This is a genomic window from Kitasatospora sp. NPDC101235, assembly GCF_044767505.1.
Lineage (GTDB): Bacteria > Actinomycetota > Actinomycetes > Streptomycetales > Streptomycetaceae > Kitasatospora.
Window position 1 is genome coordinate 148473 of the sequence record NZ_JBIWNZ010000007.1, and the last position, 24945, is coordinate 173417.

Below are 24945 nucleotides of genomic sequence, written 5' to 3' on the forward strand. Positions count from 1 at the left end.
GCTAATCGCGCGGGGAGGCCCCCCGGTGGAACCGGGGGAACCTCTTGGAGGTGGAGACGGGATTTGAACCCGTGTACACGGCTTTGCAGGCCGTTGCCTCGCCTCTCGGCCACTCCACCAGGCAACACATGAAGAACGATCTTACACTGTTCTCCATCGAGCGGACGACGAGATTCGAACTCGCGACCCTCACCTTGGCAAGGTGATGCTCTACCAACTGAGCCACGTCCGCCTGTCTCCCGGGATCTTCACCGACTTTCCTCGGCTGCGCTCCCCGGCGACGTGTTGAACTCTAGCGGATTCCCGGGCCAGCTAAAAATCCGTTCCCGCAGCATGCCGAGGGGATGGCCGGTGAGTGCCGTCCCGTCAGCCCTCCCGGCCGGTCACCGGCCACCACCTGCGGCACTCCCGGACGATCATCCGCAGGTCACCCCACGCACACCCGCGCGACGCACAGGGCTGCTCGTGTGTGGGGGCGCGGGCCCGACCCGGCTCACGCCCCCCGACCTACACTTCAGGCACCGCCCCCAGCACCACCGCGCAGGAGAACCGTGTCCGGCCACCCCGACCCCCGCACCCCGCTCGCCCGCTTCGGCGGCCGCCTGGCCACCGGACTGCGCGACGTCACCTCGGACCCGGCGGCCCTCGACTCCGCCGGCTACTGGGCCGTCGCCTACGACTTCGAGGGCCGCCTCACCTGTGCCCGCTTCGACGAAGTCCGCCCCGCCCCCGCCCCGCCCTCCGGCGCCGGCTGGCGCGGACCGGAGTCCGGCAGCTGGCACAGCTCCCTCGACCGCGCCGCCTACACCGCGGGCGTCCGCCGCATCCGCGAGCACATAGCCGCTGGCGAGGTCTACCAGGCCAACCTCTGCCGGGTGCTGTCCGCACCGCTGCCCGAACCGGACCGCAGCGACGTCGACGCCCTCACCGGACTCCTCGCCCACGGCAACCCCGCCCCCTACGCCGGCACCATCCGCCTGCCGGGGCACGGCGTCGAGATCGCCACCGCCTCGCCCGAGCTCTACCTGCGCCGCACCGGCCGCACCGTCTCCTCCGGCCCGATCAAGGGCACCGGCCGCACCGAGGACGACCTCCTCGACAAGGACCACGCCGAGAACGTGATGATCGTCGACCTGGTCCGCAACGACCTCGGCCGGGTCTGCGAGACCGGCAGCGTCACCGTCCCCGACCTCTGCGCCGTCGAGAAGCACCCCGGCCTGGTCCACCTGGTCTCCACCGTCGAGGGCACTCTGCGCGAGGGCGCCGGCTGGCCCGAGCTCCTCGCCGCCACCTTCCCGCCCGGCTCCGTCACCGGCGCCCCCAAGTCCAGCGCCCTGCGGATCATCGAAGCGCTGGAGACCGCCCCGCGCGGCCCGTACTGCGGCGCGGTCGGCTGGGTCGACGCCGACCGCGGAGAGGCCGAACTCGCCGTCGGCATCCGCACCTTCTGGATCGACCGGACGGACCCGGACGCGCCCGTCCTGCGCTTCGGCACCGGCGCCGGCATCACCTGGGGCTCGGACCCCGAGCGCGAATGGGCCGAAACCGAACTGAAGGCCGCCCGACTGGTCGCGATAGCGTCGGGCAGCGAGCCCGGTGGCGAATCCGGCAGCGGATCCGACCCGACCAGGGCCTGAGCCCCTACCGCCCAGGAGCAGCATCCGATGCACAACCGCCCCACGAGCTGGGTCAACGGCGCCCTCGTCGACTCCGCCGACGCGGCCGTCTCGGTCCTCGACCACGGCCTCACCACCGGCGACGGCGTCTTCGAGACCCTGAAGACGGTCGACGGCCGGGCCTTCGCGGTCACCCGCCACCTCGACCGCCTCACCCGTTCCGCCCGCGGTCTCGGCCTGGCCGACCCCGACCACGACCTGGTCCGCGAAGCCTGTGCCCAGGTCCTCGCCGCCAACCCGGCACCGCTCGGCCGGCTGCGCATCACCTACACCGGCGGCAACGGCCCGCTCAGCTCCGAGCGCGGCACCACCGGCCCCACCCTGGTCGTCGCCCTCAGCGCGATCGGCCACCGCCCCGACGAGACCGCCGTCGCGGTCGTCCCCTGGCGCCGCAACGAGCACAGCGCCGTCGCCGGCCTCAAGACCACCTCGTACGCCGAGAACGTCGTCGCCCTGGCCGCCGCCCACCGCGCCGGCGCTTCCGAGGCCCTGCTCGCCAACACCGCCGGACTGCTCTGCGAGGGCACCGGCTCCAACGTCTTCGTGGTCGTCGACGGCCGCCTCCTCACCCCCACCCTGGCCTCCGGCTGCCTGGCCGGCATCACCCGGCAGCTCGTCATCGACTGGTGCGGCGCCGAGGAGACCGACCTCCCGCTCGGCGCACTCCGGGACGCCGAGGAGGTCTTCCTGACCTCCACGACCCGCGACGTCCAGGCCGTCACCCGCGTCGACGACCGCGAACTGCCCGGCATCGGCCCCGTCACCGCCAAGGCGATGGCCGTCTTCACCGAGCGCAGCGGCGACGACCTCGACCCGTGATCCCCGACCGGGGGAGAGCGCACGGTGGATAACCTCCCGCGCAAGGGGAAGGGACCACCACATGACCACCACGCTGCGCCCCGAGGGCCCGGAGACACCCACCGCGGCCGGCGGCCGCACCAGACGCTGGCTGATCCTCTCGAACGGCCACCCGGTCGGCGCGCTGCGCACCACCGCCGACCCGCAGGGTGGTCAACTCTGGGGCCGCATATCCGAGTTGGAGATCACCGAGGGGCGCGGACGGGGCCGTGGCACGTTCGGCGGGCTGGCCGCCGAGGAGGTGCTGCGGACCTGGGGCTGCACCCGGGTCGACGTCAGCGTCCCCGGAACGGCCACGACGGCCCGCGGACTCGCCACCACCCTCGGCTACACCGAGCGGGCCCTGGCCATGTCCAAGCGGCTGGTCGCCGCCCCCGACCTGCCCGCCGGGGTGAGCGTGCGCCCCTTCGACCCGGCCGACCTCGACGGCTGGCTCGCCCGGTCCGCGGAGCACTTCCGCCACTCGCTCATCGAGTCCGGCCTCACCGAGGAGCAGGCCGGGGCCAAGATCGGCGGCGACGACCGGCCGAGCCCGGTCCCGCAGGGCGTCGAGACCCCCGGCGTCGTCCTGCGCAGGCTGTACGGCGCCGACGGCGGGGAAGGCCCGTACGGCTCGGTCTGGATGCAGCTGCGCCTGCGCGACCTGCCGGACGGCGAACCGCTCGCCTGGGTGATGAGCGTCGAGGTGTCCCCGGCCCACCGGGGCCGGGGACACGGACGCACCCTGATGCTGCTCGCCGAACGCGAGTGCCTGGCCGCCGGGGTGCGCAACCTCGGCCTCAACGTCTTCGCCCGCAACGAGGTGGCCGCCCGGCTCTACGACTCGCTGGGCTACGAGGTCACCGAGCGTCTCTACGGCAAGCAGCTGTGACCTGACATGCCGTCAGGATGCCTTCGCCGCCTCGATGACGGCCACGATCTGCGCCCGCAGCCCGTCCTGGCTCCGGCCGCCGTCGAGGCGCTTCCCGCCGATCACGTACGTCGGCGTGCCCGTGACCCCGATCGCCTTGCCCTCGGCCTGGTCGGCGTCGACGGTCAGCATGTGCCGGCCGTCGATCAGCGCGGTGTCCACCTCGTCGACGTCGGCCCCGACCTCCCGGGCCACCTCCAGCAGCACCTGCTGTCCGCGCGCGTCCAGCTCCGCGGTGCGGGCCAGCAGCGCCTCCACGAACGGCCAGCCCTGCCCCTGCGCGAACGCCTCCTCGGCCGCCTCCGCGGCGGCGTAGGCGTGCTTGTGCTTCTCCAGCGGGAAGTGCCGCAGCTCCACGGTCAGCGCGTCGCCGTACTGCGCTCGCAGCGCCCGTACGTCGTCCAGTGCGGTGTGGCAGTCCGGGCACTGGAGGTCGCACCAGAACTCGAGGCGGGGGAGGGAACCATCGATCATTCCCCCAGTGTTCCACTAGTGGGCGCCCGCTCCGGGCGGAGGTGCGCCCGAGGGCGGCCCGAGAGGAAGGCACCGATGACCAGGACGACCGGACACGAAGGAGTGGCCCCGTGCTGAGCGCGGCGATCAGCTTCATCCTCACGGCGGGCGGGGTGGCCTTCGCGGGGCTGCGGGCCTACCGGCGGCGCTTCCTGTCGGCGACCCGGTGGTTCGCGGTGGCCCTGCTGCTGGCCGGGCTCTACCTGACCGGCCTGTTCCCGCTGGCGAGCACGATCGGACGGGAGTTCGCCGACTGGGCGGGCAAGCTGGTCCTCGACCCCCGGGTGTGGACCGGCATCGCGCTGCTCGGCGTCTCCGCGGTCCTGCTGGTCACCACCCGCTGGGTGGGCCGCCGCGGCAGTGCGGTGGTGGAGGGTGCCCCGGAGCGCCCGGCCGCGGCCGGCCCGGCGCCCGAGCGCCCGGCGGTGGCGGCGACGCCCAAGGCCCCGAAGAAGCCGGCCGCGGGCAAGCGGGAGGACGGCCTCGGCGACTTCGCCGACATCGAGGAGATCCTCCGCAAGCGCGGGATCTAGGGCGGCGGCCAGGGCGGCGGGTCAGGCGGAGGGGACGGCCTCCGCCGACCGCTGCCGTGCCCGGTAGGCGGCGACGTGCAGCCGGTTGCCGCAGGTGCGGCTGTCGCAGTAGCGCCGCGAGCGGTTCCGGGAGAGGTCCACGAAGACCCGCGCGCAGTCCGGGGCCTCGCAGCGGCGCAGCCGCTCCCGCTCGCCCGCCATGAGGATGAAGGCGAGCGCCATGCCCAGCTCGGCCGCCAGGTGGTCGCCGAGCGCGGCGTGCGGCGCGAAGTAGTGGATGTGCCAGTCGTGGTCGTCGTGGTTGGTCAGCCGGGGCGTCGTCCCGGCTGCCGCGACGATCGAGTTGACCAGCTCGGCGGCCTCCGCGGTGGACTCCGTCGCGAAGACCTCACGCAGCCGGGTGCGCAGCTCGTGCACCCGCCGCAGGTCGTGCTCGGTCAGCGAGTCGATCTCGCTGATCTCCTGGCGGACCACGAAGGCGTCCAGTGCGGCGACGTCCGGCAGTCGCTCGGCGCCGCACACCTCGGGCGCGGTGTTGAGCAGCTCCACGAGGATGCTCAGCGCGCACTCGGTGTCATGGGTGATCAGCACGTTGGGGGCTCCTCGCGCAGGGGGACTCCGATACCCCGCGTCCGCGGTTACCCCAGACCATACCGGGCCTCGTGCCGGTGGGGCGGCGCCTTCTTTCGAAGATGTGTGCGCAGTCCGGCAAGGCGTCCGAAACCGGGCGTCGCCCGGGCCTGTCGGCGTCCGAACCGGCGTGCGGGACCCGCAGTCGTGGGCGGCCACCGGAAGACGTCGGCGCCCGACACCGAGGCCGGCCACCCGTGGGGATGACCGGCCTCGGTGCCGGGCGCCTGCGGTGCTGTGGTCCCGCTCCGGCGGGAGCGGGACCGCTTACCGGCCCCGAGACCGCGTCGTGCGCGGCTGAGTCCGCTGCCGTGCCCCCGAGTAGGACGGCTGCGATGACGGCAAGGGGGTACGGCCCCGCCGACAGCGGGGCGTGACCGCCTCCGGACGGGGTCAGCTTTCGGCGAGGATGTGGGACAGCTCCCGGTCGAGGTCGAAGTGACGGTGTTCGGTGCCGGGGGGCACCGCGGCGTCCGTCCGCTTGAGGAACGACTCAAGCGCACGGGCCGGGGCCTCCAGCAGGGCTTCTCCTTCCGGAGAGCTCAGTGCGATGCAGACCACCCCTTGCCCGTGGCTGCGCGACGGCCACACCCGGACGTCGCCGGTACCGGTGGGTCGGTGCAGCCCCTCCGCGAGGAGATCTCGGGCGAACACCCACTCCACGGTCTCATCGGCGCCCGTGTGGAACGTGGCATGCACGGCGTAGGGGTCGGCAGTGTCGTAGCGCAGGCCCGCGGGGACGGGCAGTGAGGACTCGCTGGACACGATGAGGCGCAGGTGCAGCTCGCAGCTGACCGTGGTGTTCATAAGCGCCATGGCCTTTCGCTCAGTGTGCGCTCGGGGAATCGCACGTCGGCGAACGGACCATCCCACCTCCAAGACCGATGTAAACCCCTCTGTCCCGATTCGGGCGCGAGTCGTACCCCTTACGGCGCATTGCGGATTCGCCCTGCAGCGGCCGGGCCGGGCATTACCCCGGCTTCTTCTTGGTTAGTTTCCCGGGATGACTGTGCGAAACGACAAGGTGGGCGGGAACACGAGAACGGGTGAAGCGGTCGTGGCGGTTGACGCGGTCGCCGACGGCGGTCGGGCGGTCGGTTCGCGGGCCCCGGCCCTCGTCCGGCGCTGTACCGCGTCCGGCAGGTGGTGATCTTCCTGGCCGGCCTCGCCGTGGTGGTGCTCGGACTGATCATGCTGCCGCTGCCCGGCCCCGGCCGGCTGGTGATCTTCCTGGGCACGGGGATCTGGGCCACCGGGTTCGCCTGGGCCCAGCCGGCCCTGCGCTGGACCCACCGCAGGGTCGCGGAGGCCGCCCAGCGGGCCATGGACCCGCGGGTGCGCCGCCGCAACCTGACGCTCACCGCGATCGGACTGGCCGCCGTCCTCGGGGCGGGCGGCTGGTACTTCGCCCGCCACGGGCCGGCCGTCCCCTGGCGGCTGGACGAGAGCTGACCTGCCCGGGCGTGGGGCCGCGGGCGGGGAGGGGGTTCGGAGCACCCCTCGGGATGCGGTAATGTTTTCCCTGCACCCGGGCGATTAGCTCAGCGGGAGAGCACTTCGTTCACACCGAAGGGGTCACTGGTTCGATCCCAGTATCGCCCACCGGAATGCATTGTGATATGTGAGGCCCAGCCGATTTTCGGCTGGGCCTCACGTGTATTTCCGGAATCCGCCCGAAGGGGCGCCGGTAATCACCTGAGGCACAGTCACCTTCCATGCGGAGCGCGAGTTCTGCGGAGGCGTCGGCGCTACCCGGAACGGGCGAGTTGTACGACCGGCCCCGAATGGTGCTACAGTTCTTCTCGTTGCCCGGGCGATTAGCTCAGCGGGAGAGCACTTCGTTCACACCGAAGGGGTCACTGGTTCGATCCCAGTATCGCCCACCGGACAGCACGCAGGCCCTGACCAGGAAACCGGTCAGGGCCTGCGGCGTATCCGGGGCCGGGGTTCCGCGGGCCGCCCGTTACGCCGCCGCCTCGCAGCCGTGCTCCGGCTCCAGCCGGCGCCCGCAGCCGCACCGGGCAGGCCGCAGCGGCCAGGACAGATCCACCCGCTCCGGCGTCCCCGAGCGGTCGAACCAGTTCTGCAGCCCGCGCGCCTGCGCCGCGTGCCAGATCGCCTGCCGCAGGTGCAGCTCCGCCGCCGACAGACCGCCGAGCGCCGCCGGGTAGCGGGCGCCTATCCGCCGGGTCAGCGCCAGCGCCGCCGTCGCGTCCGCCGCCGCGTCGTGCGCCCCGGCCAGCTCCACGCCGTAGTGGGCGCACAGGTCGGTCAGCGTCCGGCGGCCCTTGCGGTAACGGTCCACGTGCTTGTCCAGCACCCGCGGATCCAGTACCACCAGCCCGGCCGTCGCCAGTCCGTCGGCCAGTGTCAGCCCGTGATGGCGGCGCAGCTCCCGGTCCAGCAGCGTCAGATCGTAGGGCGCGTTCATCACCACCACCGGATGCCCGGCCCGAGCCTCGGCCGCCAGCGCGCGCGTGACCTCCGCCACCACCGTCCGGGCCGGGCGGCCGTGGGCGCGCACCTGCTCGTCCGTGATGCCGTGCACCGCGCGGGCGCCGTCCGGGATCGGAACGCCCGGATCGGCGAGCCAGGTGGTGGTCCGCGCCGGTGTGCCCGGCGCGAGCTGGACGACCAGGGCGGCGGAGACGATCCGGTCGTTCTCCACGTCCACGCCGGTCGTCTCGGTGTCGAAGGAGGCGAGTGGGCCGGTGTACCAGTGCTGCTGCATGACTGCCCCTCAGACGAGCGTTGCGCCCGGTTGATACCCGGTTCTGACGCCACTTCAACCCGTTTGGCCCAAGCCCGACCGGGGATCCTGCCCATGACTGTCCCGTTCGAATCGACTGACCCGTCCGGACCGGGACGGGCGCGGACCGGGGAGGCCACGGGGCGATGGCACCGATCCAGCCGCAGCCCGAGGAGGCGGCGGCCGTACTGCGGGGGAACCTCGCGGTCACCGCCTGCATGGAGACCTTGCAGGTCGGCTATCTGCACGCGGTCGCCGCCGCGGCCGGCTGCTCGCTCTCCCAGCCGTTCCCGGACAACGGCATCGACTGGCACGTCAGCCACGGCTCCCGGACGCACGAGGTGGACGACGAGGTCACCGTCAAGATCCAGCTCAAGGCCACCCAGCAGGTCGCGCCCGACCCGGCCGGGCCGTTCTTCAGCTTCACCCTGGACAACGACCACCTGCGCAAGCTCGCCCGGCCCCGGGTCGCCGTGGCGCGGATCCTGGTCGTGATGCTGCTGCCGCGCCGGGTCGACCACTGGCTGCGGGCCCGCCCGGACGCCTTGGAACTGCGGCACTGCTGCTACTGGGTCAACCTGGCCGGCCACCCGGTCACCGGGCAGCGGCGCACCAATGTCCGCGTGCCCACCGACAGGGTCTTCGACGACCGCGCGCTGTGCGACATCATGGCCCGGGTCGGTGCGGGCGGCAGCCCGTGACGGCCCGGCCCCGGCAGGGAGGAACCGGACCCATGACACCGCCGTACGGACCGGGCGAGCCGGCCCGGCCCCTGCCCGACCCGGCCGCCGTCGACCCGACGGTGCTGGCCACCCTCCTCGCCCGGCACGGCTGGGTCCGCCGCGGCGGACCGGCCGCCCGGTACGGACGCTGGACCCCGCCCGACGGCGAACCCGGCACCAGCCTGCTCGTCCCGGCCGGGGCCGGCTTCGACGACGCCGTCGAACTCCTCACCGACGCCGTCACCGCGCTCTCCCGCTCCCGCACCCCCTCCGCCCGCTCGATCCTGCTCGCCCTCGCCGTCCCCGGTGACGAGCTGCGCTGGCACCGCGAACCGCCCGGTCGCGCCGGGGCCACCCCCTGGGACGAGGCCGAGCGGCTCCGGCAGGCGGCGCGCGGGATGCTCGCCGCGGGCGCCAAGGCCGCCCGGACCAGGGCCGGATACTTCGGTGCCCGGCTGGACGGACTCGCCGGGGACTTCCTGGACCGCGTCCTGCTGGTCGAACAGGGCGCCGCCCTCACCGCCCACACCCCTGCTCCCGAGGGCCGCGCCGCCGTCACCACGCTGGTCCGCGCCCTGGAGGCGCTGCGCGACGCGGTCGACTACCGCCGGGTCAGCGGCGGGCCCGAGGCCTTCGGGAACGCCGTCCAGGCCGGGGTCAGCAGGGAGCTCGTCCGGTCCGTCGAGGACCTGGTGCGCGACGCGACGGCCGCCCGGCTCAGCGTCGCCTGGTCGCCCGCCGCCGGGACGCCGGGCGGCTTCGGGGACCGCCGGATCGACCTCGACTTCTCACCCGGGGACCTGCCCGCCCTGACGGAGGCCGCCGACCTGCTGGAACGGATCGAACCCGCCGTTGCCGTCACCGTGGTCGGCGTGGTCACCCGGCTCAAGCGCGCCGAGCCGGCCGGCCCGGGCTCGGTGCGGCTGCGGGTGCTGACCGGCGCCGAGGTCCGGGAGCTCAAGCTCCGCCTGCCCGACCCCGACTACCGGCTCGCCGCCGAGGCCCACCTCGCGGGCCTGCCGGTCCGGGTCTCCGGCCGGCTGGACCGGCACGGCGGCTTCCGCCGGCTGACCGGCCCACACGGACTGGAGCTCTGCGGCTGGGAGGAAGGGGACCGTGAGCGGCTGCTGAAGTCGCTCGGGGAGAAGGCGGAGGAAGGGGGAGACGGGGCATAGGTGGACGGCAGGGGCGGCGCTCTCGGTACCATCGTCACGCGCAGCGCAGTGCTGCGTCCTCTGAAATCCAGCACGTCAGGAGAGACCGGTGACGGACGTCCGGGTAATCATCAGCCGCGAACCCGATCGGGAAGAGCGCGTGGTGACGACGGGCACCACGGCCGCCGAGCTCTTCGCCGACGACCGCTCGATCATCGCCGCCCGCGTCGGCGGCCAGCTCAAGGACCTCGCCTACGTCCTCCAGGACGGCGACGAGGTCGAGCCGGTCGCGATCGGCAGCAAGGACGGCCTCGACATCCTGCGCCACTCCACCGCGCACGTCATGGCCCAGGCCGTGCAGCAGCTCTACCCCGAGGCCAAGCTCGGCATCGGCCCGCCGGTCAAGGACGGCTTCTACTACGACTTCGACGTCGAGAAGCCCTTCCACCCCGATGACCTCAAGGCCATCGAGAAGAAGATGCAGGAGATCATCAAGCGCGGGCAGAAGTTCTCCCGCCGCGTGGTCACCGACGAGTCCGCCCGCGAGGAGCTGGCCGCCGAGCCGTACAAGCTGGAGCTGATCGGCCTCAAGGGCTCCGCCGCCACCGCCGGCGAGGGCGCCGACGTCGAGGTCGGTGCCGGCGAGCTCACCATCTACGACAACCTGGACGCCAAGTCCGGCGACCAGTGCTGGGGCGACCTCTGCCGCGGCCCGCACCTGCCCAGCACCCGGCACATCCCGGCGTTCAAGCTGATGCGCAACGCGGCCGCCTACTGGCGCGGCAGCGAGAAGAACCCGATGCTGCAGCGCATCTACGGCACCGCCTGGCCGACCAAGGACGAGCTGAAGGCCCACCTCGACTTCCTCGTCGAGGCCGAGAAGCGCGACCACCGCAAGCTCGGCAACGAGCTCGACCTCTTCTCCATCCCCGAGGAGATCGGCTCCGGCCTCGCCGTCTTCCACCCCAAGGGCGGCATCATCCGCCGCGCCATGGAGGACTACTCGCGCAAGCGGCACGAGGAAGAGGGCTACGAGTTCGTCTACACCCCGCACGCCACCAAGGGGAAGCTCTTCGAGAAGAGCGGCCACCTCGACTGGTACGCGGACGGCATGTACCCGCCCATGCAGCTCGACGAGGGCGTGGACTACTACCTCAAGCCGATGAACTGCCCGATGCACAACCTGATCTTCGACGCGCGCGGCCGCTCGTACCGTGAACTGCCGCTGCGCCTCTTCGAGTTCGGGACGGTGTACCGCTACGAGAAGTCCGGCGTGGTGCACGGCCTGACCCGTGCCCGCGGTTTCACGCAGGACGACGCCCACATCTACTGCACCCGTGAGCAGATGGCGGACGAGCTCGACTCGACCCTGACCTTCGTGCTCAACCTGCTCCGCGACTACGGTCTGACCGACTTCTACCTGGAGCTGTCGACCAAGGACCCGGTGAAGTACGTCGGCAGCGACGAGACCTGGGAGGAGGCCACCCGCGTCCTGGCGAGCGTGGCCGAGAAGCAGGGCCTGCCGCTGGTGCCGGACCCGGGCGGCGCGGCCTTCTACGGTCCGAAGATCTCGGTGCAGGCGAAGGACGCCATCGGCCGTACCTGGCAGATGTCGACCATCCAGCTCGACTTCAACCTGCCCGAGCGCTTCGACCTGGAATACACCGCGGCGGACGGCTCGCGCCAGCGGCCGGTCATGATCCACCGCGCGCTGTTCGGTTCGATCGAGCGCTTCTTCGCGGTGCTGCTGGAGCACTACGCCGGCGCCATGCCGCCGTGGCTGGCCCCGGTCACCGTGACCGGCATCCCGATCACCGACGAGCACGTGCCGTACCTGCTGGAGGTCGCGGCCGAGCTGAAGAAGCACGGGATCCGGGTCGAGGTGGACACCTCGGACGACCGCATGCAGAAGAAGATCAGGAACGCGCAGAAGACCAAGGTGCCGTTCATGCTGATCGCCGGTAACGACGATGTCGAGGCGGGTGCGGTCTCCTTCCGCTACCGCAATGGCGAGCAGAAGAACGGTGTCCCGGTCGCGGACGCCGTGCAGGAGATCGTGGACGCGGTGAAGAGCCGCATCCAGGTGTGATGTAGTCCCCGCTCAGGCGGGATGCGCGGGGCAGGCTCTCGATGAGTCTGCCCCGCGCGGCTTTGCAAGCACCGTTGGGCGAATATGCTGATCAGCATGACGACTGAGCCGGAACTTCAGCGGGGCGTCGGTGAGCCGGACGGCTTCCGCCGCCTGTGGACGCCCCATCGGATGGCCTACATCCAGGGTGAGAACAAGCCCACCGGCCCGGCTCCGGACGACGGTTGTCCGTTCTGCTCGATCCCGGCCCTGAGCGATGAGGACGGGCTGATCATCGCCCGGGGGAGTGCCGTGTTCGCGGTGCTGAACCTGTACCCGTACAACGGTGGGCACCTGATGGTGGTCCCGTACCGGCACGTGGCCGACTACACCGACCTGGACGAGGCCGAGACGGCCGAGCTGGCGGACTTCACCAAGAGGGCGATGACGGCGCTGCGGGCGGCCTCCGGGGCGCACGGGTTCAACATCGGGATGAACCAGGGCGCGGCGGCCGGGGCCGGGATCGCGGCGCACCTGCACCAGCACGTGGTGCCGCGCTGGGGCGGGGACACCAACTTCATGCCGGTGGTCGGCCACACCAAGGTGCTGCCGCAGCTGCTGGCGGACACCCGGAAGATGCTGGCCGAGGCCTGGCCGCAGGGCTGATCCGGAGAGCACGGGAGGGCCCCACCGAGGATCTCGGTGGGGCCCTCCCGCATGTTCTCCGGATCAGCCGGCGTTGAAGGTGTCGACGTCGTACGGCCGGGGGCTCTGCGCCTCGGACTTGATGATCGAGGTGCGGTTCTTGAAGAAGCGGTCGGCGTCCAGGTCGTGCTCCTCCAGGAACTCCAGCGTGGCGGCGTGGACCGCGGCGAGCACCGGGACGGAGGCGTTCTGGGCGTTGTCGACCATGGAGCGGTTCTCCCAGGCCCGGCCGGCCCAGATGTGCCGCAGCCCGAACGGCTCCGGCAGGCCGAGCCCGCCACCGAGCCAGCCGAGCAGGCCGGGCATCCGGTAGAAGGGGGCGCGGACGGCCTGGCGGACGACCTCGTCGTTGTCGATCAGGGGGAGCTTGACGGTGCGCTCCTCCCAGAACTTCACGGTCTTGGCGACCGACTTCTCCTTGTCCTTCGGCTTGTCGAAGAAGACGCCCTTGACCGGGCCGAGCGCGTAGCCGGAGACGGTGATGTTCAGGACGTTGGCGAGCAGGGTGACGGTGACGGTGAAGGTGAGGACCAGCTTGCCGTCGTGGGTGATGAACTGGGTGGCGAGGTAGTGCCGGGGGCCGCCGGAGAAGGTCTGCTTGTCGGCGACGCTCTGCACGGCGAAGTCGCGCATCCGGTCGCCGTCCATGTCGGCGCTGCCGGGGCGGCCGATCTCGTCGGCGCCCTCGCCGATGTCGAAGACCACCCACTGCTTGATGGCGACGCTGGGCATGCCGCTGTTGGCGACGTGGCTGACGCCGAGGCCCTTGAGGTGGGAGGAGATCCGGCGGATCAGGTCCCAGGGGTGGAAGGCGCGGAAGTCGACGTGGCCCTCGGCGGGGTGGAGGGTGTCGGCGAGGCGCCACTCGCCCCAGCGGCGGCCGGCACCGAGGATGCCCTTGGGCCCGGCGTAGTGGTGGATGTTGGTCTCCTGCTCGGCGTCCAGGCGGCCGAGCTTGTCGCGCAGGTCGGTGGCCTTCTTGTCGAGGTCGTCGCGGGGGACGGCCTTGGCGACGGAGGCGGCCACCGCGCTGCCCTCGACCAGTGACTGCCATCGGGCGCGCAGGTCCTTGGCGGAGCGCTCGACGATCTGGCGGGCGAGGAACCAGCCGATGACCGGGGCGAGCATGGCGATGCGCAGGTAGATGCCGAGGAGGCCGCCGGCCGGCGGGCGCCACACGAACACGACGGCGAGGACGGCGGTCGCGGCGAGTACCAGGCCGCCGTAGATGTCCGCGTTCTTCGGGTTGTCCCGCTTGAGCCAGGCGCGGAGCTGGAAGGCGCCGAGCCAGATCAGGGTGCCGGGGAGGAAGAGCACGATGGTGGCGATGGAGACGGTGCTGAGCTGCCGGTCGCGGGTGTTGCGCAGTTCCTCGGCGGCCAGGCAGTGCTCGACGACCTGGCGGGTGTCGACTCCGAAGGCCGGGACGAGGGGTTTCCGGTCGCCGCCCAGGGCACGGGAGATCAGCGCCTTGCTGAACGCCTCGCCGAGGTTGGGCCGGAAGAGCGCGAAGCGACCGTTCTTCACCTTGGCGTCGGTGACGGCGTCGACGAAGCCCTTGATCTCGCCGTCGCGGTAGGCGGTCGAGGAGAGCCCCTGGGTGATGGCGGTCTGCGGGCCGGCGTCGGTCCGGGGTATCTGCGCACCCGGGGTCATGTCGAGTGTGGTCACGGTGGCGTCCCTCCTCCCCTTGTCAGCGGCAGGTTACCGTGCCGTGGCACCCCCGCGCGGATGATCGTCTGAAGTGCCGTCACCGGAGGCCTGAGGGGCATGATGCCCAGCTTCGGACGGGTCGATACCCGCCGAGGTGCCCCTGATGGTGGTGGGGCAGGATGGAGGGCGGGAGCGAGGAAAGGGGAGCGGCCGTGAAGGATCCGGTGCTGGTCTTCGACGGGGACTGTTCGTTCTGTTCGTCCTGCGTGCGCTGGGCGGAGCGGTACCTGCGGCAGACGCTGGCCTCGGGGGGCTGGGAGGCGGTGCCGTTCCAGTTCGCGGATCTGGCGGGGCTGGACGGGCACGCTGGCGGCCGGGGAGAGGTGTCGGCCGAGCGGGCGGAGCGCGAGGTGCTCTGGGTGACGCCGGCCGGCCGGGTGTACGGGGGCGCGCAGGCGGTTGCGCGGCTGCTGATGCGCTCCGGCGGGGCGTGGGCGTACCTGGGCGCGGTGTTGACGGCGGCGCCGGTGCGGCCGCTGGCGGGGCTGGCCTACCGCTGGGTGTCGCGCAACCGGCACCGGATGCCGGGGGGCACGGCGGCCTGCGCGCTGCCGAACCGGAAGTCCGCTCAGTCGGTGTAGCGCCCGGCCAGGGCGGCGGGCATGGGTTCGTGGCGCAGGTAGGCGCGGGAGAACTCGGCGGTGCCGTGGGTGAGCGAGCGCAGGTCGATCGGGTAGCGGACGAGTTCGAGTTCGGGGACCTCGGCGCGCAGCAGGGTGAGGCCGGTGCCGCCGGTCTCGGTGCCGAGGACGCGGCCGCGGCGGGCGGAGAGGTCGCCGAGGACGGCGCCGAGGTAGTCGTCGGGCAGCAGGACGCTGACGGCGGCGACGGGTTCGAGCAGACGGATGACGGCGTGCTCGGCGGCGTCGCGCAGGGCGAGGGCGGCGGCGTTCTGGAAGGACGCGTCGGAGGAGTCGACGGAGTGCGCCTTGCCGTCGGTGAGGGTGACCCGGACGTCGACGAGCGGGTACCCGGTGGAGACGCCCTTGGCGAGCTGGGCGCGGACGCCCTTCTCGACGGAGGGGATGAAGTGCTTGGGGACGGCGCCGCCGACGACGTGCTCCTGGAACTCGAAGCCGGAGCCGGCCGGGAGCGGTTCGACCTCCAGGTCGCAGATGGCGTACTGGCCGTGGCCGCCGGACTGCTTGACCAGGCGGCCGTGGCCGGCGGCGGCGGTGCCGAAGGTCTCGCGCAGGGCGACCTTGGGCTCGACGGTGTCGACGTGGACGCCGTGGCGGGTGCGCAGACGGTCGAGGACGACCTCGGCGTGGGCCTCGCCGGTGCACCAGAGGACGAGCTGGTGGGTGTCGGGGTTCTGTTCCAGGCGTAGCGCCGGGTCCTCGGCGGTGAGGCGGGAGAGGGCCTGGGAGAGCTTGTCGTCGTCGGCCTTGCTGTGGGCCTCGACGGCGATCGGGAGCAGCGGCTCGGGGAGGGTCCAGCCTTCGAGCGCGACCGGGTGGCCGGGGTCGTGGACGGTGTCGCCGGCCCGGGCGGTGGTGAGTTTGGCGGCGCAGACGAGGTCGCCGGCGATGGCGTGCGGGACGGGGCGCTGGAGCTTGCCGAAGGGGCTCGTGAGGGCGGTGACGCGTTCGTCGCCGTTCTGGTCGGCGGTGTGGGCGGGGCCGTCGAGGTGGATCCTGGTGTCGGGGCGCAGGGTGCCGGCGTACAGGCGCAGCAGGCTGATCCGGCCGACGTAGGCGTCGCCGGTGACGCGGACGACCTGGGCGGCGAGCGGGGCGTCGGGGTCGCACTCGGGGGCGGGGCGGGTGCGTTCGGTGGGGTCGGGGAAGGTGTGCGCGATGAGGTCGAGGAGTTCGGCAGCGCCGAGGCCGCTCTCGCTGGTGGGGACGGCGGGGTGGAGGGCGCAGGAGAGGACCTCGCGGCGCAGGCCGGCTTCGAGGGAGTCGGTGTCGAGGGGGGCGCCGGAGAGGTAGCGCTCCATGAGGGTGTCGTCCTGGCCGGAGATGGCCTCGACGAGGCTGTCGTGGGCGGGCGTGGTGTCGGGCAGGGGTTCGGCGTCGCCGTAGGTGTCGCCGGTGAGGAGGTCGACGCTGCCGTCGGGGTGTCCGTCGTGGAGGACCGGCTGGAAGAGCGGGCGGAGGGTGTCCGGGCCCAGGTCGAAGGCGTCGTGGCAGGCGGTGAGGATGTCGTCGAAGCCGGTGCGGGCGAGGTCGAGTTTGGCGACGGCGATGGCGCGGGGGATGCCTTCGGCGGCGCATTCGCGCCACAGGGCGCGGGTGGGGGCGGTGACCGGGTCGGTGGCGGAGACGACGAAGACGGCGGCGTCGGCGGCGTGCAGGGCGGCGCGCAGGTCGGCGGTGAAGTCGGGGTGGCCGGGCGGGTCGATCAGGTTGATCTTGACGCCCTTCCATTCGAGCGGGAGGAGGGCGAGCTGGACGGAGCGCTGCTGCTGGTGCTCGATGTCCTCGTGGTCGGAGACGGTGGTGCCGTCGGCGACCCGGCCGGCCCGGCCGATGGCGCCGGCGGCGAGGGCGAGGGATTCGGCGAGGGTGGTCTTGCCCACACCGCTGGAGCCGATGAGGACGACGTTGCGCAGGTCCTGCGGGCCGGTGACGGCGGGTGCCTGGCCGGCTCGTGCCGTGCTGCGGTCGGGCATCGGGGTCTCCTCCCGTGGCGCCGAGGCTGTCCTTCGCAGTCTAGGGTCGGGTGTCGCGGTGGCGCGTGTCGTACGGCCGGTCGGTGACCGTACGTGTGCGTGCGGTGGCGGGGGTGGCGTGCGGCGGTGCGTGCGCCGGAGCGTGCCCCCGGCGTGGCTACGATGGGTGGGCCGGACGGGCTGATCCGCCCGGCCGTCTGCTGCGCGTGCTGCGCCAGGCGGGTATCTGGGAGATCGGAGCGGCTGGGAAGGCCATGCTCAACAAATACGCGCGTGCCTTCTTCACACGTGTCCTGACCCCGTTCGCCGCGTTCCTGATCCGCCTGGGCGTGAGCCCGGACGCCGTGACGCTGATCGGTACCGCCGGTTCGGTGGCCGGTGCGCTGGTGTTCTTCCCGCGAGGGGAGTTCTTCTGGGGCACCATCACGATCACGCTGTTCATCTTCTCGGACCTGGTGGACGGGAACATGGCCCGCCAGCTGGGCCGGAGCACGAAGTGGGGGGCGTTCCTCGACTCCACCCTGGACCGGGTCGCGGATGCGGCGATCTTCGGCGGTCTGGCGATGTGGTATGCGGGCAAGGGTGACAACAACCTGCTCTGCGCGGTGGCGATCTTCTGCCTGGCGAGCGGTCTGGTGGTGTCGTACACCAAGGCGCGGGCGGAGAGCCAGGGCCTGCCGTGCGACGTGTCGGGGCTGGTGGAGCGGGCCGAGCGGCTGGTGGCCAGTCTGGTGGCGGCCGGTGTCGCGGGTCTGCACAAGTTCGGTGTGCCGTACGTAGAGTGGCTGCTGCCGGTGGCGCTGTGGCTGGTGGCGGCGGGCAGCCTGGTGACGGTGTTCCAGCGGATGCTGACCGTGCGCCGGGAGGCGTTCGAGGCCGACCGAGCGGCGGCCGGGAGCTGATGGGGGGCGTCCTGCGGTGACGGACCGACTGGTGTACTGGGCGTACGCGCTGGGGTGGGGGCTGCTGAAGCACCTGCCGGAGCCGATGGCCCGGGGGCTGTTCGACCGGCTGGCGGACTACGCGTGGCGCAAGCGCGGCAAGCGGGTGCTCCAGCTGGAGGCGAACCTGCGGCGGGTCCGTCCGGGGCTGGACGAGGCCGCGATGCGGGAGCTCTCCCGGGCCGGGATGCGCTCGTACCTGCGGTACTGGATGGAGTCGTTCCGGCTGCCGGTGTGGAGCCGGGAGCGGGTGGCCCGGGATGTCCAGGTGGGCGGATTCGAGAACCTGCGGGCGGCGGTGGAGTCCGGGCGGGGCGCGGTGATCGCGCTGCCGCACATGGGCAACTGGGACCTCGCGGGGACCTGGGTGGCGCAGAAGGGCTACCCGTTCACCACGGTCGCGGAGCGGTTGAAGCCGGAGCGGCTGTTCGACCGGTTCGTGGCGTTCCGGGAGGGCCAGGGCATGGAGGTCCTGGCGCTGACCGGTGGTTCGGTGAACGTGATCGGCACGCTGGCGAGGCGGCTGCGCGAGGGCCGGCTGGTCTGCCTGGTGGGGGACCGCGACCTGTCGGAGGCGGGCATCGAGGTGTCGTTCTTCGGCGAGCCGACCCGGATGCCGGCCGGTCCGGCGGCGCTGTGCCAGCGGACCGGGGCGGCGCTGCTGCCCGTGACGCTCTGGTACGACGGCCCGGTGCTGCGGGGGCGGATCCACCCCGAGGTGCCGGTGCCCGAGGAGGGCGACCGCAAGGAGCGCACCCTGGCGATGACCCAGGCGATGGCGGAGGTGTGGGAGCGGGGCATCCGCGAGCACCCGCAGGACTGGCACATGCTGCAGCGGTTCTGGCTGGCCGACCTGCCGGCCCGTGAGACGGTGGAGGCGGCGCCCGCGGAGCGCGCGCAGGCGGCGCCGGAGCCCGCGGCCGAGGCCTCCGGGGCCTGACCCGTTCCGCCCCTCCCGCCCGCACGACTGTCCGAAGGAGCTTGAGGAACCCGTGAAGATCGGCATCGTCTGCCCGTACGACTGGGACGTCCCCGGTGGGGTGCAGTTCCACATCCGGGACCTGGCCGAGCACCTGATCGGTCTGGGGCACGAGGTGTCGGTGCTGGCGCCGGCCGAGGACGACGAGGCGCTGCCGCCGTACGTGGTCCCGGCCGGGCGGTCGGTGGCGGTGCCGTACAACGGGTCGGTGGCGCGGCTGAGCTTCGGGATCCTGTCGGCGGCGCGGGTGCGGCGCTGGCTGCACGACGGGCGCTTCGACATCCTGCACGTGCACGAGCCGGCCGCGCCGAGCCTGTCGATGCTGGCCGCCTGGTCGGCGACCGGGCCGATGGTGGGGACCTTCCACACCTCCAACCCGAGGTCGCGGGTGATGATCGCGGCCTCGCCGATCCTCCAGCCGGGGCTGGAGAAGATGCGGGCCCGGATCGCGGTGTCGGAGTACGCCCGGCGCACTCTGGTGGAGCACCTCGGCGGGGACGCGGTGGTGATCCCGAACGGCGTGGACGTGGGTTTCTTCGCCGAGGCCGAGCCGGACGAGCGCTGGACCGGCGGCGCGGCGAAGGGGGAGCCGGGCACGATCGGCTTCATCGGCCGGATCAACGAGCCGCGCAAGGGCCTGCCGACGCTGCTGGCGGCGCTGCCGAGGATCCTGGCGGAGCGGCCAGGGGTGCGGCTGCTGGTGGCGGGCAAGGGCGACGAGGAGGAGGCCGTCGCGGGCCTGGCGCCCGAGGTGCGCCGACAGGTGGAGTTCCTCGGCATGGTGAGCGACCGGGACAAGGCCCGGCTGCTGCGCAGCGTGGACCTGTACGTGGCGCCGAACACCGGGGGCGAGAGCTTCGGGATCATCCTGGTCGAGGCGATGTCCGCGGGCGCGCCGGTGCTGGCGAGCGACCTGGACGCGTTCAAGCAGGTGCTGGACGGCGGGGACGCGGGGGAGCTGTTCCCGGTGGAGGACGCGGACGCGCTGGCCCGTACGGCGCTGCGGCTGCTGGGCGATCCGGCGCGGCTGGAGGAGCTGCGGGAGGCGGCGTCGCGGCACGTGCGACGGTTCGACTGGTCGACCGTCGGCGCGGACATCCTGGCGGTGTACGAGACCGTGACGGCCGGCGAGGCGGTGGTCGAGGAGGACGTGCGCAGCGGGCGACGCAGCCGGTTCGGGCTGGCCCGGGACTAGCCGGCCGGGGCTGCGTCCGGCACCCCGCGGCGGCACCGGGTGTCGGCGGAGTTAGGGTCGGTCGTCCGCACCACTGCGATTCACGGGGGCAACGATGCCGCAGATCTCCGTCGAGTACTCGGCCGACCTGGCCGGCACCTTCGACCGCCGGGGCCTCGGCCTGGCGATCAACCGGCTGGCGGAGGCGACGATCGACGCGAAGCCGGAGTCCTGCAAGACGGTGTTCCGGCAGAGCGAGGTGCTGGTGGTCGGCACCAGCGGGGCCGCCGCCGACACCCAGGTGTTCGTGGAGTTCCAGATCTTCCCGGGCCGCACGCCGGAGGCGAAGGCGGCGCTGAGCGAGGGCGTGCTGGCGCTGCTGGCCCAGTACGTCCGGCCGAAGCCGGGCACCCGGCTGTTCACGGCGGTGAACATCGCGGACATCGACCGGGAGAGCTACCGGAACGCGACCGCTCAGGGCTGAACCGGTGACACCGGGTAACGTAGCGGCCCGTGACTACCTGGATCTGGGCCGGCGTGGCCGTGGTGCTGTTCGGCATGTACCTGAGTTGGACGGCCGGTCGGTTGGACCGGCTGCACGCCCGGATCGACGCCGCGCGGGCGGCGCTGGACGCGCAGCTGGTCCGGCGGGCCTCGGTGGCGATGGAGCTGGCGACGTCGTCGTTGCTGGATCCGGCGGCCTCGCTGCTGCTGCTGGACGCGGCGCACGCGGCCCGGCAGGCCGAGGACGAGCAGCGCGAGGTGGCGGAGAGTCAGCTGAGCCTGGCGCTGCGGGCGGTGTTCGAGGAGCCGGAGCAGGTGGCGGCGCTGATGGCCGAGCCGGGGGGCGAGGACGCGGTTCGTGATCTGACGGCCGCGGTGCGGCGGGTGCCGATGGCCCGACGGTTCCACAACGACGCGGTGCGGGCGGCGCGGGCGGTGCGCGAGCACCGGTTGGTGCGGTACTTCCGACTTGCGGGGAAGGCGCCGTTCCCGTTGGCGTTCGAGATGGACGATGCTCCGCCTCCCGCTCTTACACCCGAAGGGGCGCCTGCTTAAGGTGTCCCCCGGATACGGCCCGTTTGTCGTATCCCGTCGTCCGGGCTGGACTTGGTGGCGCATGTATGGGCCACCCGGTCTGCCTACCATAGGGCGATAGCACTGATTCATCTTCGAGTGAGGTCTCACGTGTCCACCACCCCCACCACCGCAGACCAGCCGCAGATCGGTACCGCCCGGGTCAAGCGCGGCATGGCCGAGCAGCTCAAGGGCGGTGTGATCATGGACGTGGTCAACGCCGAGCAGGCCAAGATCGCCGAGGACGCCGGCGCGGTGGCCGTCATGGCCCTGGAGCGGGTTCCGGCGGACATCCGCAAGGACGGCGGCGTGGCCCGCATGTCCGACCCGAACATGATCGAGGAGATCATCGAGGCGGTCTCCATCCCGGTGATGGCCAAGTCCCGCATCGGTCACTTCGTCGAGGCCCAGGTGCTCCAGTCGCTGGGTGTCGACTACATCGACGAGTCCGAGGTGCTGACCCCGGCCGACGAGGTCAACCACTCGGACAAGTGGGCCTTCACCACCCCCTTCGTCTGTGGCGCCACCAACCTGGGCGAGGCCCTGCGCCGCATCGCCGAGGGCGCGGCCATGATCCGCTCGAAGGGTGAGGCCGGCACCGGCAACGTCGTCGAGGCCGTTCGCCACCTGCGCCAGATCAAGAACGAGATCGGCCACCTGCGCGCCCTGGACCACAACGAGCTGTACGCCGCCGCCAAGGAGCTGCGCGCCCCGTACGAGCTGGTCAAGGAGGTCGCCGAGCTCGGCAAGCTGCCGGTCGTGCTGTTCTCCGCCGGTGGCGTGGCCACCCCGGCCGACGCCGCGCTGATGCGTCAGCTGGGCGCCGAGGGCGTCTTCGTCGGCTCCGGCATCTTCAAGTCGGGCGACCCGGCCAAGCGCGCCGCCGCCATCGTGAAGGCCACCACCTTCTTCGACGACCCGAAGATCATCGCGGACGCCTCCCGCAACCTGGGCGAGGCCATGGTCGGCATCAACTGCGACACCCTGCCGGAGACCGAGCGCTACGCCAACCGCGGCTGGTAGTCGCCGTCCTTCGAGCCGGCCCGCCGCAGCGCCTCGGTGCGCGGCGGGCCGCTCCACGTAGTCCGTCGTAACGATCGATTGAGGTTGAAGACCGTGAGCACTCCTGTCATCGGCGTCCTCGCCCTCCAGGGCGACGTACGCGAGCACCTGGTGGCGCTGGCCGAGGCCGACGCGCTCGCCCGTCCGGTGCGCCGCGCCGAGGAGCTGGCCGAGGTCGACGCGCTGGTGATCCCCGGCGGGGAGTCCACCACCATGTCCAAGCTGGCGCTGCTGTTCGGCGTGATGGACCCGCTGCGCGAGCGGGTCGCCGCCGGGATGCCGGTCTACGGCACCTGCGCGGGCATGATCATGCTGGCGGACAAGATCCTGGACGGCCGTGAGGACCAGGAGACCGTCGGCGGCATCGACATGACGGTGCGCCGCAACGCCTTCGGCCGCCAGAACGAGTCCTTCGAGTCCGGGATCGACTTCGCGGGCCTGGACGACGCCCCGGTGCACGGCGTCTTCATCCGCGCCCCCTGGGTCGAGTCGGTCGGTGCGGGCGTCACGGTACTGGCCGAGCTGCCCGCCGCGGACGGCCCGGACAGCCGGATCGTGGCGGTGCGCCAGGGCAACCTGCTGGCCACCTCCTTCCACCCGGAGCTGACCGGCGACCACCGGGTGCACGCGTACTTCGTGCGGATGGTCGAGGATCACCTGGCGCAGGCCGCGCACTGACCGTGTCGGCCGCGCGCTGACCGTGTGCGCCTCACCGGTGACGACACCGGTAAGATCTCATCTGTTTCATTTCCCTTTGGCGACGTAAAGGAGCTGGCGATGTCCGGCCACTCTAAGTGGGCTACCACCAAGCACAAGAAGGCCGTGATCGACGCCAAGCGCGGCAAGCTCTTCGCCAAGATGATCAAGAACATCGAGGTGGCGGCGCGCACCGGCGGTCCCGACCCGGCGGGCAACCCGACCCTCTACGACGCCATCCAGAAGGCGAAGAAGAGCTCGGTCCCGATCGACAACATCAACCGCGCCGTCAAGCGCGGTGGCGGCCTGGAGGCCGGCGGCGCCGACTACCAGACCATCATGTACGAGGGCTACGGCCCGAACGGCGTCGCGGTCCTGATCGAGTGCCTCACCGACAACCGCAACCGCGCCGCCTCCGACGTGCGCGTCGCGATGACCCGCAACGGCGGCTCGATGGCCGACCCGGGTTCGGTGTCGTACCTGTTCACCCGCAAGGGTGTCGTCATCGTCCCCAAGGCCGACGGCGTGGACGAGGACAAGCTGTTCGAGGTCGTCCTGGACCAGGAGCCGGAGGAGATCAACGACCTCGGCGACTCGTTCGAGATCGTCTCCGAGGCCTCGAAGATGGTCGCCGTGCGCACCGCGCTGGTCGACGCCGGCGTCGACTACGACTCGGCCGAGGCCAACTTCCTCCCCAGCATGCAGGTCGAGCTGGACGTCGACGGCGCCCGCAAGATCCTCAAGCTGATCGACGCGCTGGAGGACAGCGACGACGTGCAGAACGTCTTCGCCAACTTCGACATCTCCGACGAGGTCGGCGCGCAGCTCGACGCCGAGTGATCACTGCCCAGTGATCGTCGGTGAGTGACCGTTCTCACTGCCCGGCCCGGTGGTCCCTGGACCACCGGGCCGGTGTCGTCGGCGGGGTTGTCGGACCCGGACGGTAGCCTTCGCAGGTCGCCTCCGGGCGGCGATCGACGAGAGGCGGGGCGAGTGGTACGGGTACTGGGCGTGGACCCGGGGCTGACCAGGTGCGGAGTCGGCGTGGTCGAGGGCGCGCCGGGCCGGCCGCTGCGGATGGCCGGGGTCGGCGTGGTGCGCACCCCCGCCGACGCCGAGATCGGGCAGCGGCTGCTCCAGGTCGAGCAGGGCATCGAGGCCTGGCTCGACGAGCACCGGCCCGACCTGGTCGCCGTCGAGCGGGTCTTCGCCCAGCACAACGTCCGTACCGTGATGGGCACCGCCCAGGCCAGCGCTGTCGCGATGCTCTGCGCCACCCGGCGCGGCATCCCCGTCACCCTGCACACCCCCAGCGAGGTCAAGGCCGCCGTCACCGGCTCCGGCCGGGCCGACAAGGCGCAGGTCACCGCCATGGTGCAGCGCCTGCTGCGGCTGGACGCGCCGCCCAAGCCCGCCGACGCCGCCGACGCGCTGGCGCTGGCCATCTGCCACATCTGGCGCGGCGGGGCGACCAACCGGCTGGAGGCCGCCGTCCGGGCCGCCCGCGCCACTCCCCGTTCCACCTCCCTGAAAGGCACCGTCCGATGATCGCCTTCGTGCAAGGGCCCGTGGCGGCCATCTCCTCCGGGATCGCGGTGGTCGAGGTCGGCGGGGTCGGCATGGCCGTGCAGTGCACCCCGAACACCCTGGCCGGGCTGCGGCTGGGCGAGCCGGCCCGGCTCGCCACCTCGCTGGTGGTCCGGGAGGACTCGCTGACCCTGTTCGGCTTCGCGGACGACGACGAGCGCGCCGTGTTCGAGATCCTCCAGGCCGCGCCCGGCGTCGGCCCCAAGCTGGCGCAGGCGATCCTCGGCGTGCACAGCCCCGACGCGCTGCGCGCCGCGGTCGCCGGCGGCGACGAGAAGGCGCTGGTCGCGGTGCCGGGCATCGGGAAGGCCAAGGCGGCCAAGCTGCTGCTGGAGTACAAGGACAAGCTCGGTGCCCCGCACGGCGCCGTCCCCGCGCAGAAGCCGATCGCGGCCGGCCCGGCGCCGTGGAGCGAGCAGCTGCACTCCGCGCTGACCGGCCTCGGCTACGCCCCGCGCGAGGCGGACGATGCGGTCGCGGCCGTCACCCCGGAGGCCGAGGCGCAGGCGACGCCGGACGTCGGCGCCCTGCTCCGGCTCGCCCTGCGCGGCCTCAACCGCGCCCGCTGACCATCTGCCGAT

The 24945-nt window shown here is 72.3% G+C and carries 26 protein-coding genes and 4 tRNA genes; 22 read left to right on the forward strand and 8 right to left on the reverse strand.

Going from position 1 to position 24945, the window contains the following annotated elements; all coding sequences use genetic code 11:
* Nucleotides 1-45: 45 nt before the first annotated feature.
* Nucleotides 46-119 (reverse strand) — tRNA-Cys (locus ACIRRH_RS14445).
* A gap of 40 nt (nucleotides 120-159) precedes the next feature.
* Nucleotides 160-232, reverse strand: a tRNA-Gly gene (locus tag ACIRRH_RS14450).
* Between the two features lie 319 nt (nucleotides 233-551).
* Between ACIRRH_RS14450 and ACIRRH_RS14455 the strand changes: the two genes are divergently transcribed.
* The 3 genes from ACIRRH_RS14455 (at nucleotide 552) to ACIRRH_RS14465 (ending at nucleotide 3405) form a co-directional block, all read left to right on the forward strand.
* Nucleotides 552-1637 carry a chorismate-binding protein gene (locus tag ACIRRH_RS14455; RefSeq protein ID WP_403066494.1) on the forward strand — a complete coding sequence of 362 codons (1086 nt, stop codon included), beginning with the start codon at nucleotides 552-554 and terminating at the stop codon, nucleotides 1635-1637.
* Between the two features lie 27 nt (nucleotides 1638-1664).
* Nucleotides 1665-2495 (forward strand): aminotransferase class IV, encoded by an 831-nt coding sequence (locus tag ACIRRH_RS14460; protein ID WP_403066496.1) that lies wholly within the window; start codon nucleotides 1665-1667, stop codon nucleotides 2493-2495.
* 61 nt (nucleotides 2496-2556) lie between these two features.
* Nucleotides 2557-3405: a GNAT family N-acetyltransferase gene (locus ACIRRH_RS14465; RefSeq protein WP_403066498.1), complete on the forward strand. Its 849-nt coding sequence runs from the start codon at nucleotides 2557-2559 to the stop codon at nucleotides 3403-3405.
* 12 nt (nucleotides 3406-3417) lie between these two features.
* On the opposite strand, the gene ACIRRH_RS14470 is transcribed toward ACIRRH_RS14465, so the two are convergent.
* The gene (locus ACIRRH_RS14470; protein WP_403066500.1) at nucleotides 3418-3918 is read right to left on the reverse strand and encodes a DsbA family protein; all 501 of its coding nucleotides are present in this window, start codon (nucleotides 3916-3918) and stop codon (nucleotides 3418-3420) included.
* Between the two features lie 110 nt (nucleotides 3919-4028).
* Between ACIRRH_RS14470 and ACIRRH_RS14475 the strand changes: the two genes are divergently transcribed.
* Complete coding sequence (locus ACIRRH_RS14475) at nucleotides 4029-4490, forward strand: hypothetical protein (protein WP_403066502.1); 462 nt, start codon at nucleotides 4029-4031, stop codon at nucleotides 4488-4490.
* Nucleotides 4491-4511: 21 nt separating this feature from the next.
* On the opposite strand, the gene ACIRRH_RS14480 is transcribed toward ACIRRH_RS14475, so the two are convergent.
* Together ACIRRH_RS14480 and ACIRRH_RS14485 are read right to left on the reverse strand one after the other, a co-directional pair.
* A complete protein-coding gene (locus ACIRRH_RS14480) occupies nucleotides 4512-5081 on the reverse strand; it encodes a CGNR zinc finger domain-containing protein (protein ID WP_224278788.1) in 570 nt (189 codons plus the stop codon).
* Nucleotides 5082-5513: 432 nt separating this feature from the next.
* Nucleotides 5514-5927 carry an SsgA family sporulation/cell division regulator gene (locus ACIRRH_RS14485; protein ID WP_030056266.1) on the reverse strand — a complete coding sequence of 138 codons (414 nt, stop codon included), beginning with the start codon at nucleotides 5925-5927 and terminating at the stop codon, nucleotides 5514-5516.
* A 336-nt stretch (nucleotides 5928-6263) separates the two neighbouring features.
* Between ACIRRH_RS14485 and ACIRRH_RS14490 the strand changes: the two genes are divergently transcribed.
* The 3 genes from ACIRRH_RS14490 (at nucleotide 6264) to ACIRRH_RS14500 (ending at nucleotide 7003) form a co-directional block, all read left to right on the forward strand.
* Nucleotides 6264-6572, forward strand: coding sequence for a TIGR02611 family protein (locus ACIRRH_RS14490; RefSeq protein WP_403066504.1), 309 nt, complete (start codon nucleotides 6264-6266; stop codon nucleotides 6570-6572).
* A gap of 78 nt (nucleotides 6573-6650) precedes the next feature.
* Nucleotides 6651-6722, forward strand: a tRNA-Val gene (locus tag ACIRRH_RS14495).
* Between the two features lie 209 nt (nucleotides 6723-6931).
* A tRNA-Val gene (locus ACIRRH_RS14500) sits at nucleotides 6932-7003 on the forward strand.
* 80 nt (nucleotides 7004-7083) lie between these two features.
* Here ACIRRH_RS14500 and ACIRRH_RS14505 read toward each other — a convergent pair.
* On the reverse strand, nucleotides 7084-7851 hold the full coding sequence (locus ACIRRH_RS14505; RefSeq protein WP_403066506.1) for an exonuclease domain-containing protein: 768 nt from the start codon (nucleotides 7849-7851) through the stop codon (nucleotides 7084-7086).
* Between the two features lie 164 nt (nucleotides 7852-8015).
* On the opposite strand from ACIRRH_RS14505, the gene ACIRRH_RS14510 reads away from it, so the two are divergent.
* From ACIRRH_RS14510 to ACIRRH_RS14525, 4 genes are all read left to right on the forward strand, one after another.
* A complete protein-coding gene (locus tag ACIRRH_RS14510) occupies nucleotides 8016-8570 on the forward strand; it encodes a DUF4365 domain-containing protein (protein ID WP_403066508.1) in 555 nt (184 codons plus the stop codon).
* A gap of 32 nt (nucleotides 8571-8602) precedes the next feature.
* A complete protein-coding gene (locus tag ACIRRH_RS14515) occupies nucleotides 8603-9766 on the forward strand; it encodes a hypothetical protein (protein ID WP_403066510.1) in 1164 nt (387 codons plus the stop codon).
* Between the two features lie 88 nt (nucleotides 9767-9854).
* Entirely contained in the window at nucleotides 9855-11834 is a 1980-nt protein-coding gene (gene thrS, locus ACIRRH_RS14520; protein WP_403066512.1) for a threonine--tRNA ligase, read from the forward strand.
* 84 nt (nucleotides 11835-11918) lie between these two features.
* On the forward strand, nucleotides 11919-12479 hold the full coding sequence (locus tag ACIRRH_RS14525; RefSeq protein ID WP_403066514.1) for an HIT family protein: 561 nt from the start codon (nucleotides 11919-11921) through the stop codon (nucleotides 12477-12479).
* A gap of 63 nt (nucleotides 12480-12542) precedes the next feature.
* On the opposite strand, the gene ACIRRH_RS14530 is transcribed toward ACIRRH_RS14525, so the two are convergent.
* Nucleotides 12543-14189 carry a hypothetical protein gene (locus tag ACIRRH_RS14530; RefSeq protein WP_403066516.1) on the reverse strand — a complete coding sequence of 549 codons (1647 nt, stop codon included), beginning with the start codon at nucleotides 14187-14189 and terminating at the stop codon, nucleotides 12543-12545.
* A 194-nt stretch (nucleotides 14190-14383) separates the two neighbouring features.
* Here ACIRRH_RS14530 and ACIRRH_RS14535 point away from each other — a divergent pair, with 194 nt between their 5' ends.
* Entirely contained in the window at nucleotides 14384-14812 is a 429-nt protein-coding gene (locus ACIRRH_RS14535) for a thiol-disulfide oxidoreductase DCC family protein (RefSeq protein WP_403066518.1), read from the forward strand.
* On the opposite strand, the gene ACIRRH_RS14540 is transcribed toward ACIRRH_RS14535, so the two are convergent.
* On the reverse strand, nucleotides 14800-16848 hold the full coding sequence (locus ACIRRH_RS14540; protein ID WP_403066520.1) for an elongation factor G-like protein EF-G2: 2049 nt from the start codon (nucleotides 16846-16848) through the stop codon (nucleotides 14800-14802). The genes ACIRRH_RS14535 and ACIRRH_RS14540 overlap by 13 nt on opposite strands.
* Before the next feature lie 254 nt (nucleotides 16849-17102).
* On the opposite strand from ACIRRH_RS14540, the gene pgsA reads away from it, so the two are divergent.
* From pgsA to ruvA, 10 genes are all read left to right on the forward strand, one after another.
* A complete protein-coding gene (gene pgsA / locus ACIRRH_RS14545; RefSeq protein ID WP_224278759.1) occupies nucleotides 17103-17750 on the forward strand; it encodes a phosphatidylinositol phosphate synthase in 648 nt (215 codons plus the stop codon).
* A 16-nt stretch (nucleotides 17751-17766) separates the two neighbouring features.
* Nucleotides 17767-18729: a phosphatidylinositol mannoside acyltransferase gene (locus ACIRRH_RS14550; RefSeq protein WP_403066522.1), complete on the forward strand. Its 963-nt coding sequence runs from the start codon at nucleotides 17767-17769 to the stop codon at nucleotides 18727-18729.
* Nucleotides 18730-18781: 52 nt separating this feature from the next.
* A complete protein-coding gene (locus ACIRRH_RS14555) occupies nucleotides 18782-19963 on the forward strand; it encodes a glycosyltransferase family 4 protein (protein WP_403066524.1) in 1182 nt (393 codons plus the stop codon).
* A 94-nt stretch (nucleotides 19964-20057) separates the two neighbouring features.
* The gene (locus tag ACIRRH_RS14560) at nucleotides 20058-20426 is read left to right on the forward strand and encodes a 5-carboxymethyl-2-hydroxymuconate Delta-isomerase (RefSeq protein WP_403066526.1); all 369 of its coding nucleotides are present in this window, start codon (nucleotides 20058-20060) and stop codon (nucleotides 20424-20426) included.
* A 74-nt stretch (nucleotides 20427-20500) separates the two neighbouring features.
* A complete protein-coding gene (locus ACIRRH_RS14565) occupies nucleotides 20501-21001 on the forward strand; it encodes a hypothetical protein (protein WP_359825351.1) in 501 nt (166 codons plus the stop codon).
* Nucleotides 21002-21130: 129 nt separating this feature from the next.
* Nucleotides 21131-22042 (forward strand): pyridoxal 5'-phosphate synthase lyase subunit PdxS, encoded by a 912-nt coding sequence (gene pdxS, locus ACIRRH_RS14570; protein WP_030286348.1) that lies wholly within the window; start codon nucleotides 21131-21133, stop codon nucleotides 22040-22042.
* 93 nt (nucleotides 22043-22135) lie between these two features.
* Nucleotides 22136-22759, forward strand: coding sequence for a pyridoxal 5'-phosphate synthase glutaminase subunit PdxT (gene pdxT / locus ACIRRH_RS14575; RefSeq protein WP_403066528.1), 624 nt, complete (start codon nucleotides 22136-22138; stop codon nucleotides 22757-22759).
* 99 nt (nucleotides 22760-22858) lie between these two features.
* Nucleotides 22859-23617, forward strand: a complete 759-nt coding sequence (locus ACIRRH_RS14580; RefSeq protein WP_049651428.1) for a YebC/PmpR family DNA-binding transcriptional regulator — start codon at nucleotides 22859-22861, stop codon at nucleotides 23615-23617.
* 153 nt (nucleotides 23618-23770) lie between these two features.
* On the forward strand, nucleotides 23771-24325 hold the full coding sequence (gene ruvC, locus ACIRRH_RS14585; protein ID WP_403066530.1) for a crossover junction endodeoxyribonuclease RuvC: 555 nt from the start codon (nucleotides 23771-23773) through the stop codon (nucleotides 24323-24325).
* Nucleotides 24322-24933 (forward strand): Holliday junction branch migration protein RuvA, encoded by a 612-nt coding sequence (ruvA, locus tag ACIRRH_RS14590; RefSeq protein ID WP_403066532.1) that lies wholly within the window; start codon nucleotides 24322-24324, stop codon nucleotides 24931-24933. The genes ruvC and ruvA overlap by 4 nt, the downstream gene beginning before the upstream one ends.
* The last annotated feature ends 12 nt before the right edge of the window (nucleotides 24934-24945 follow it).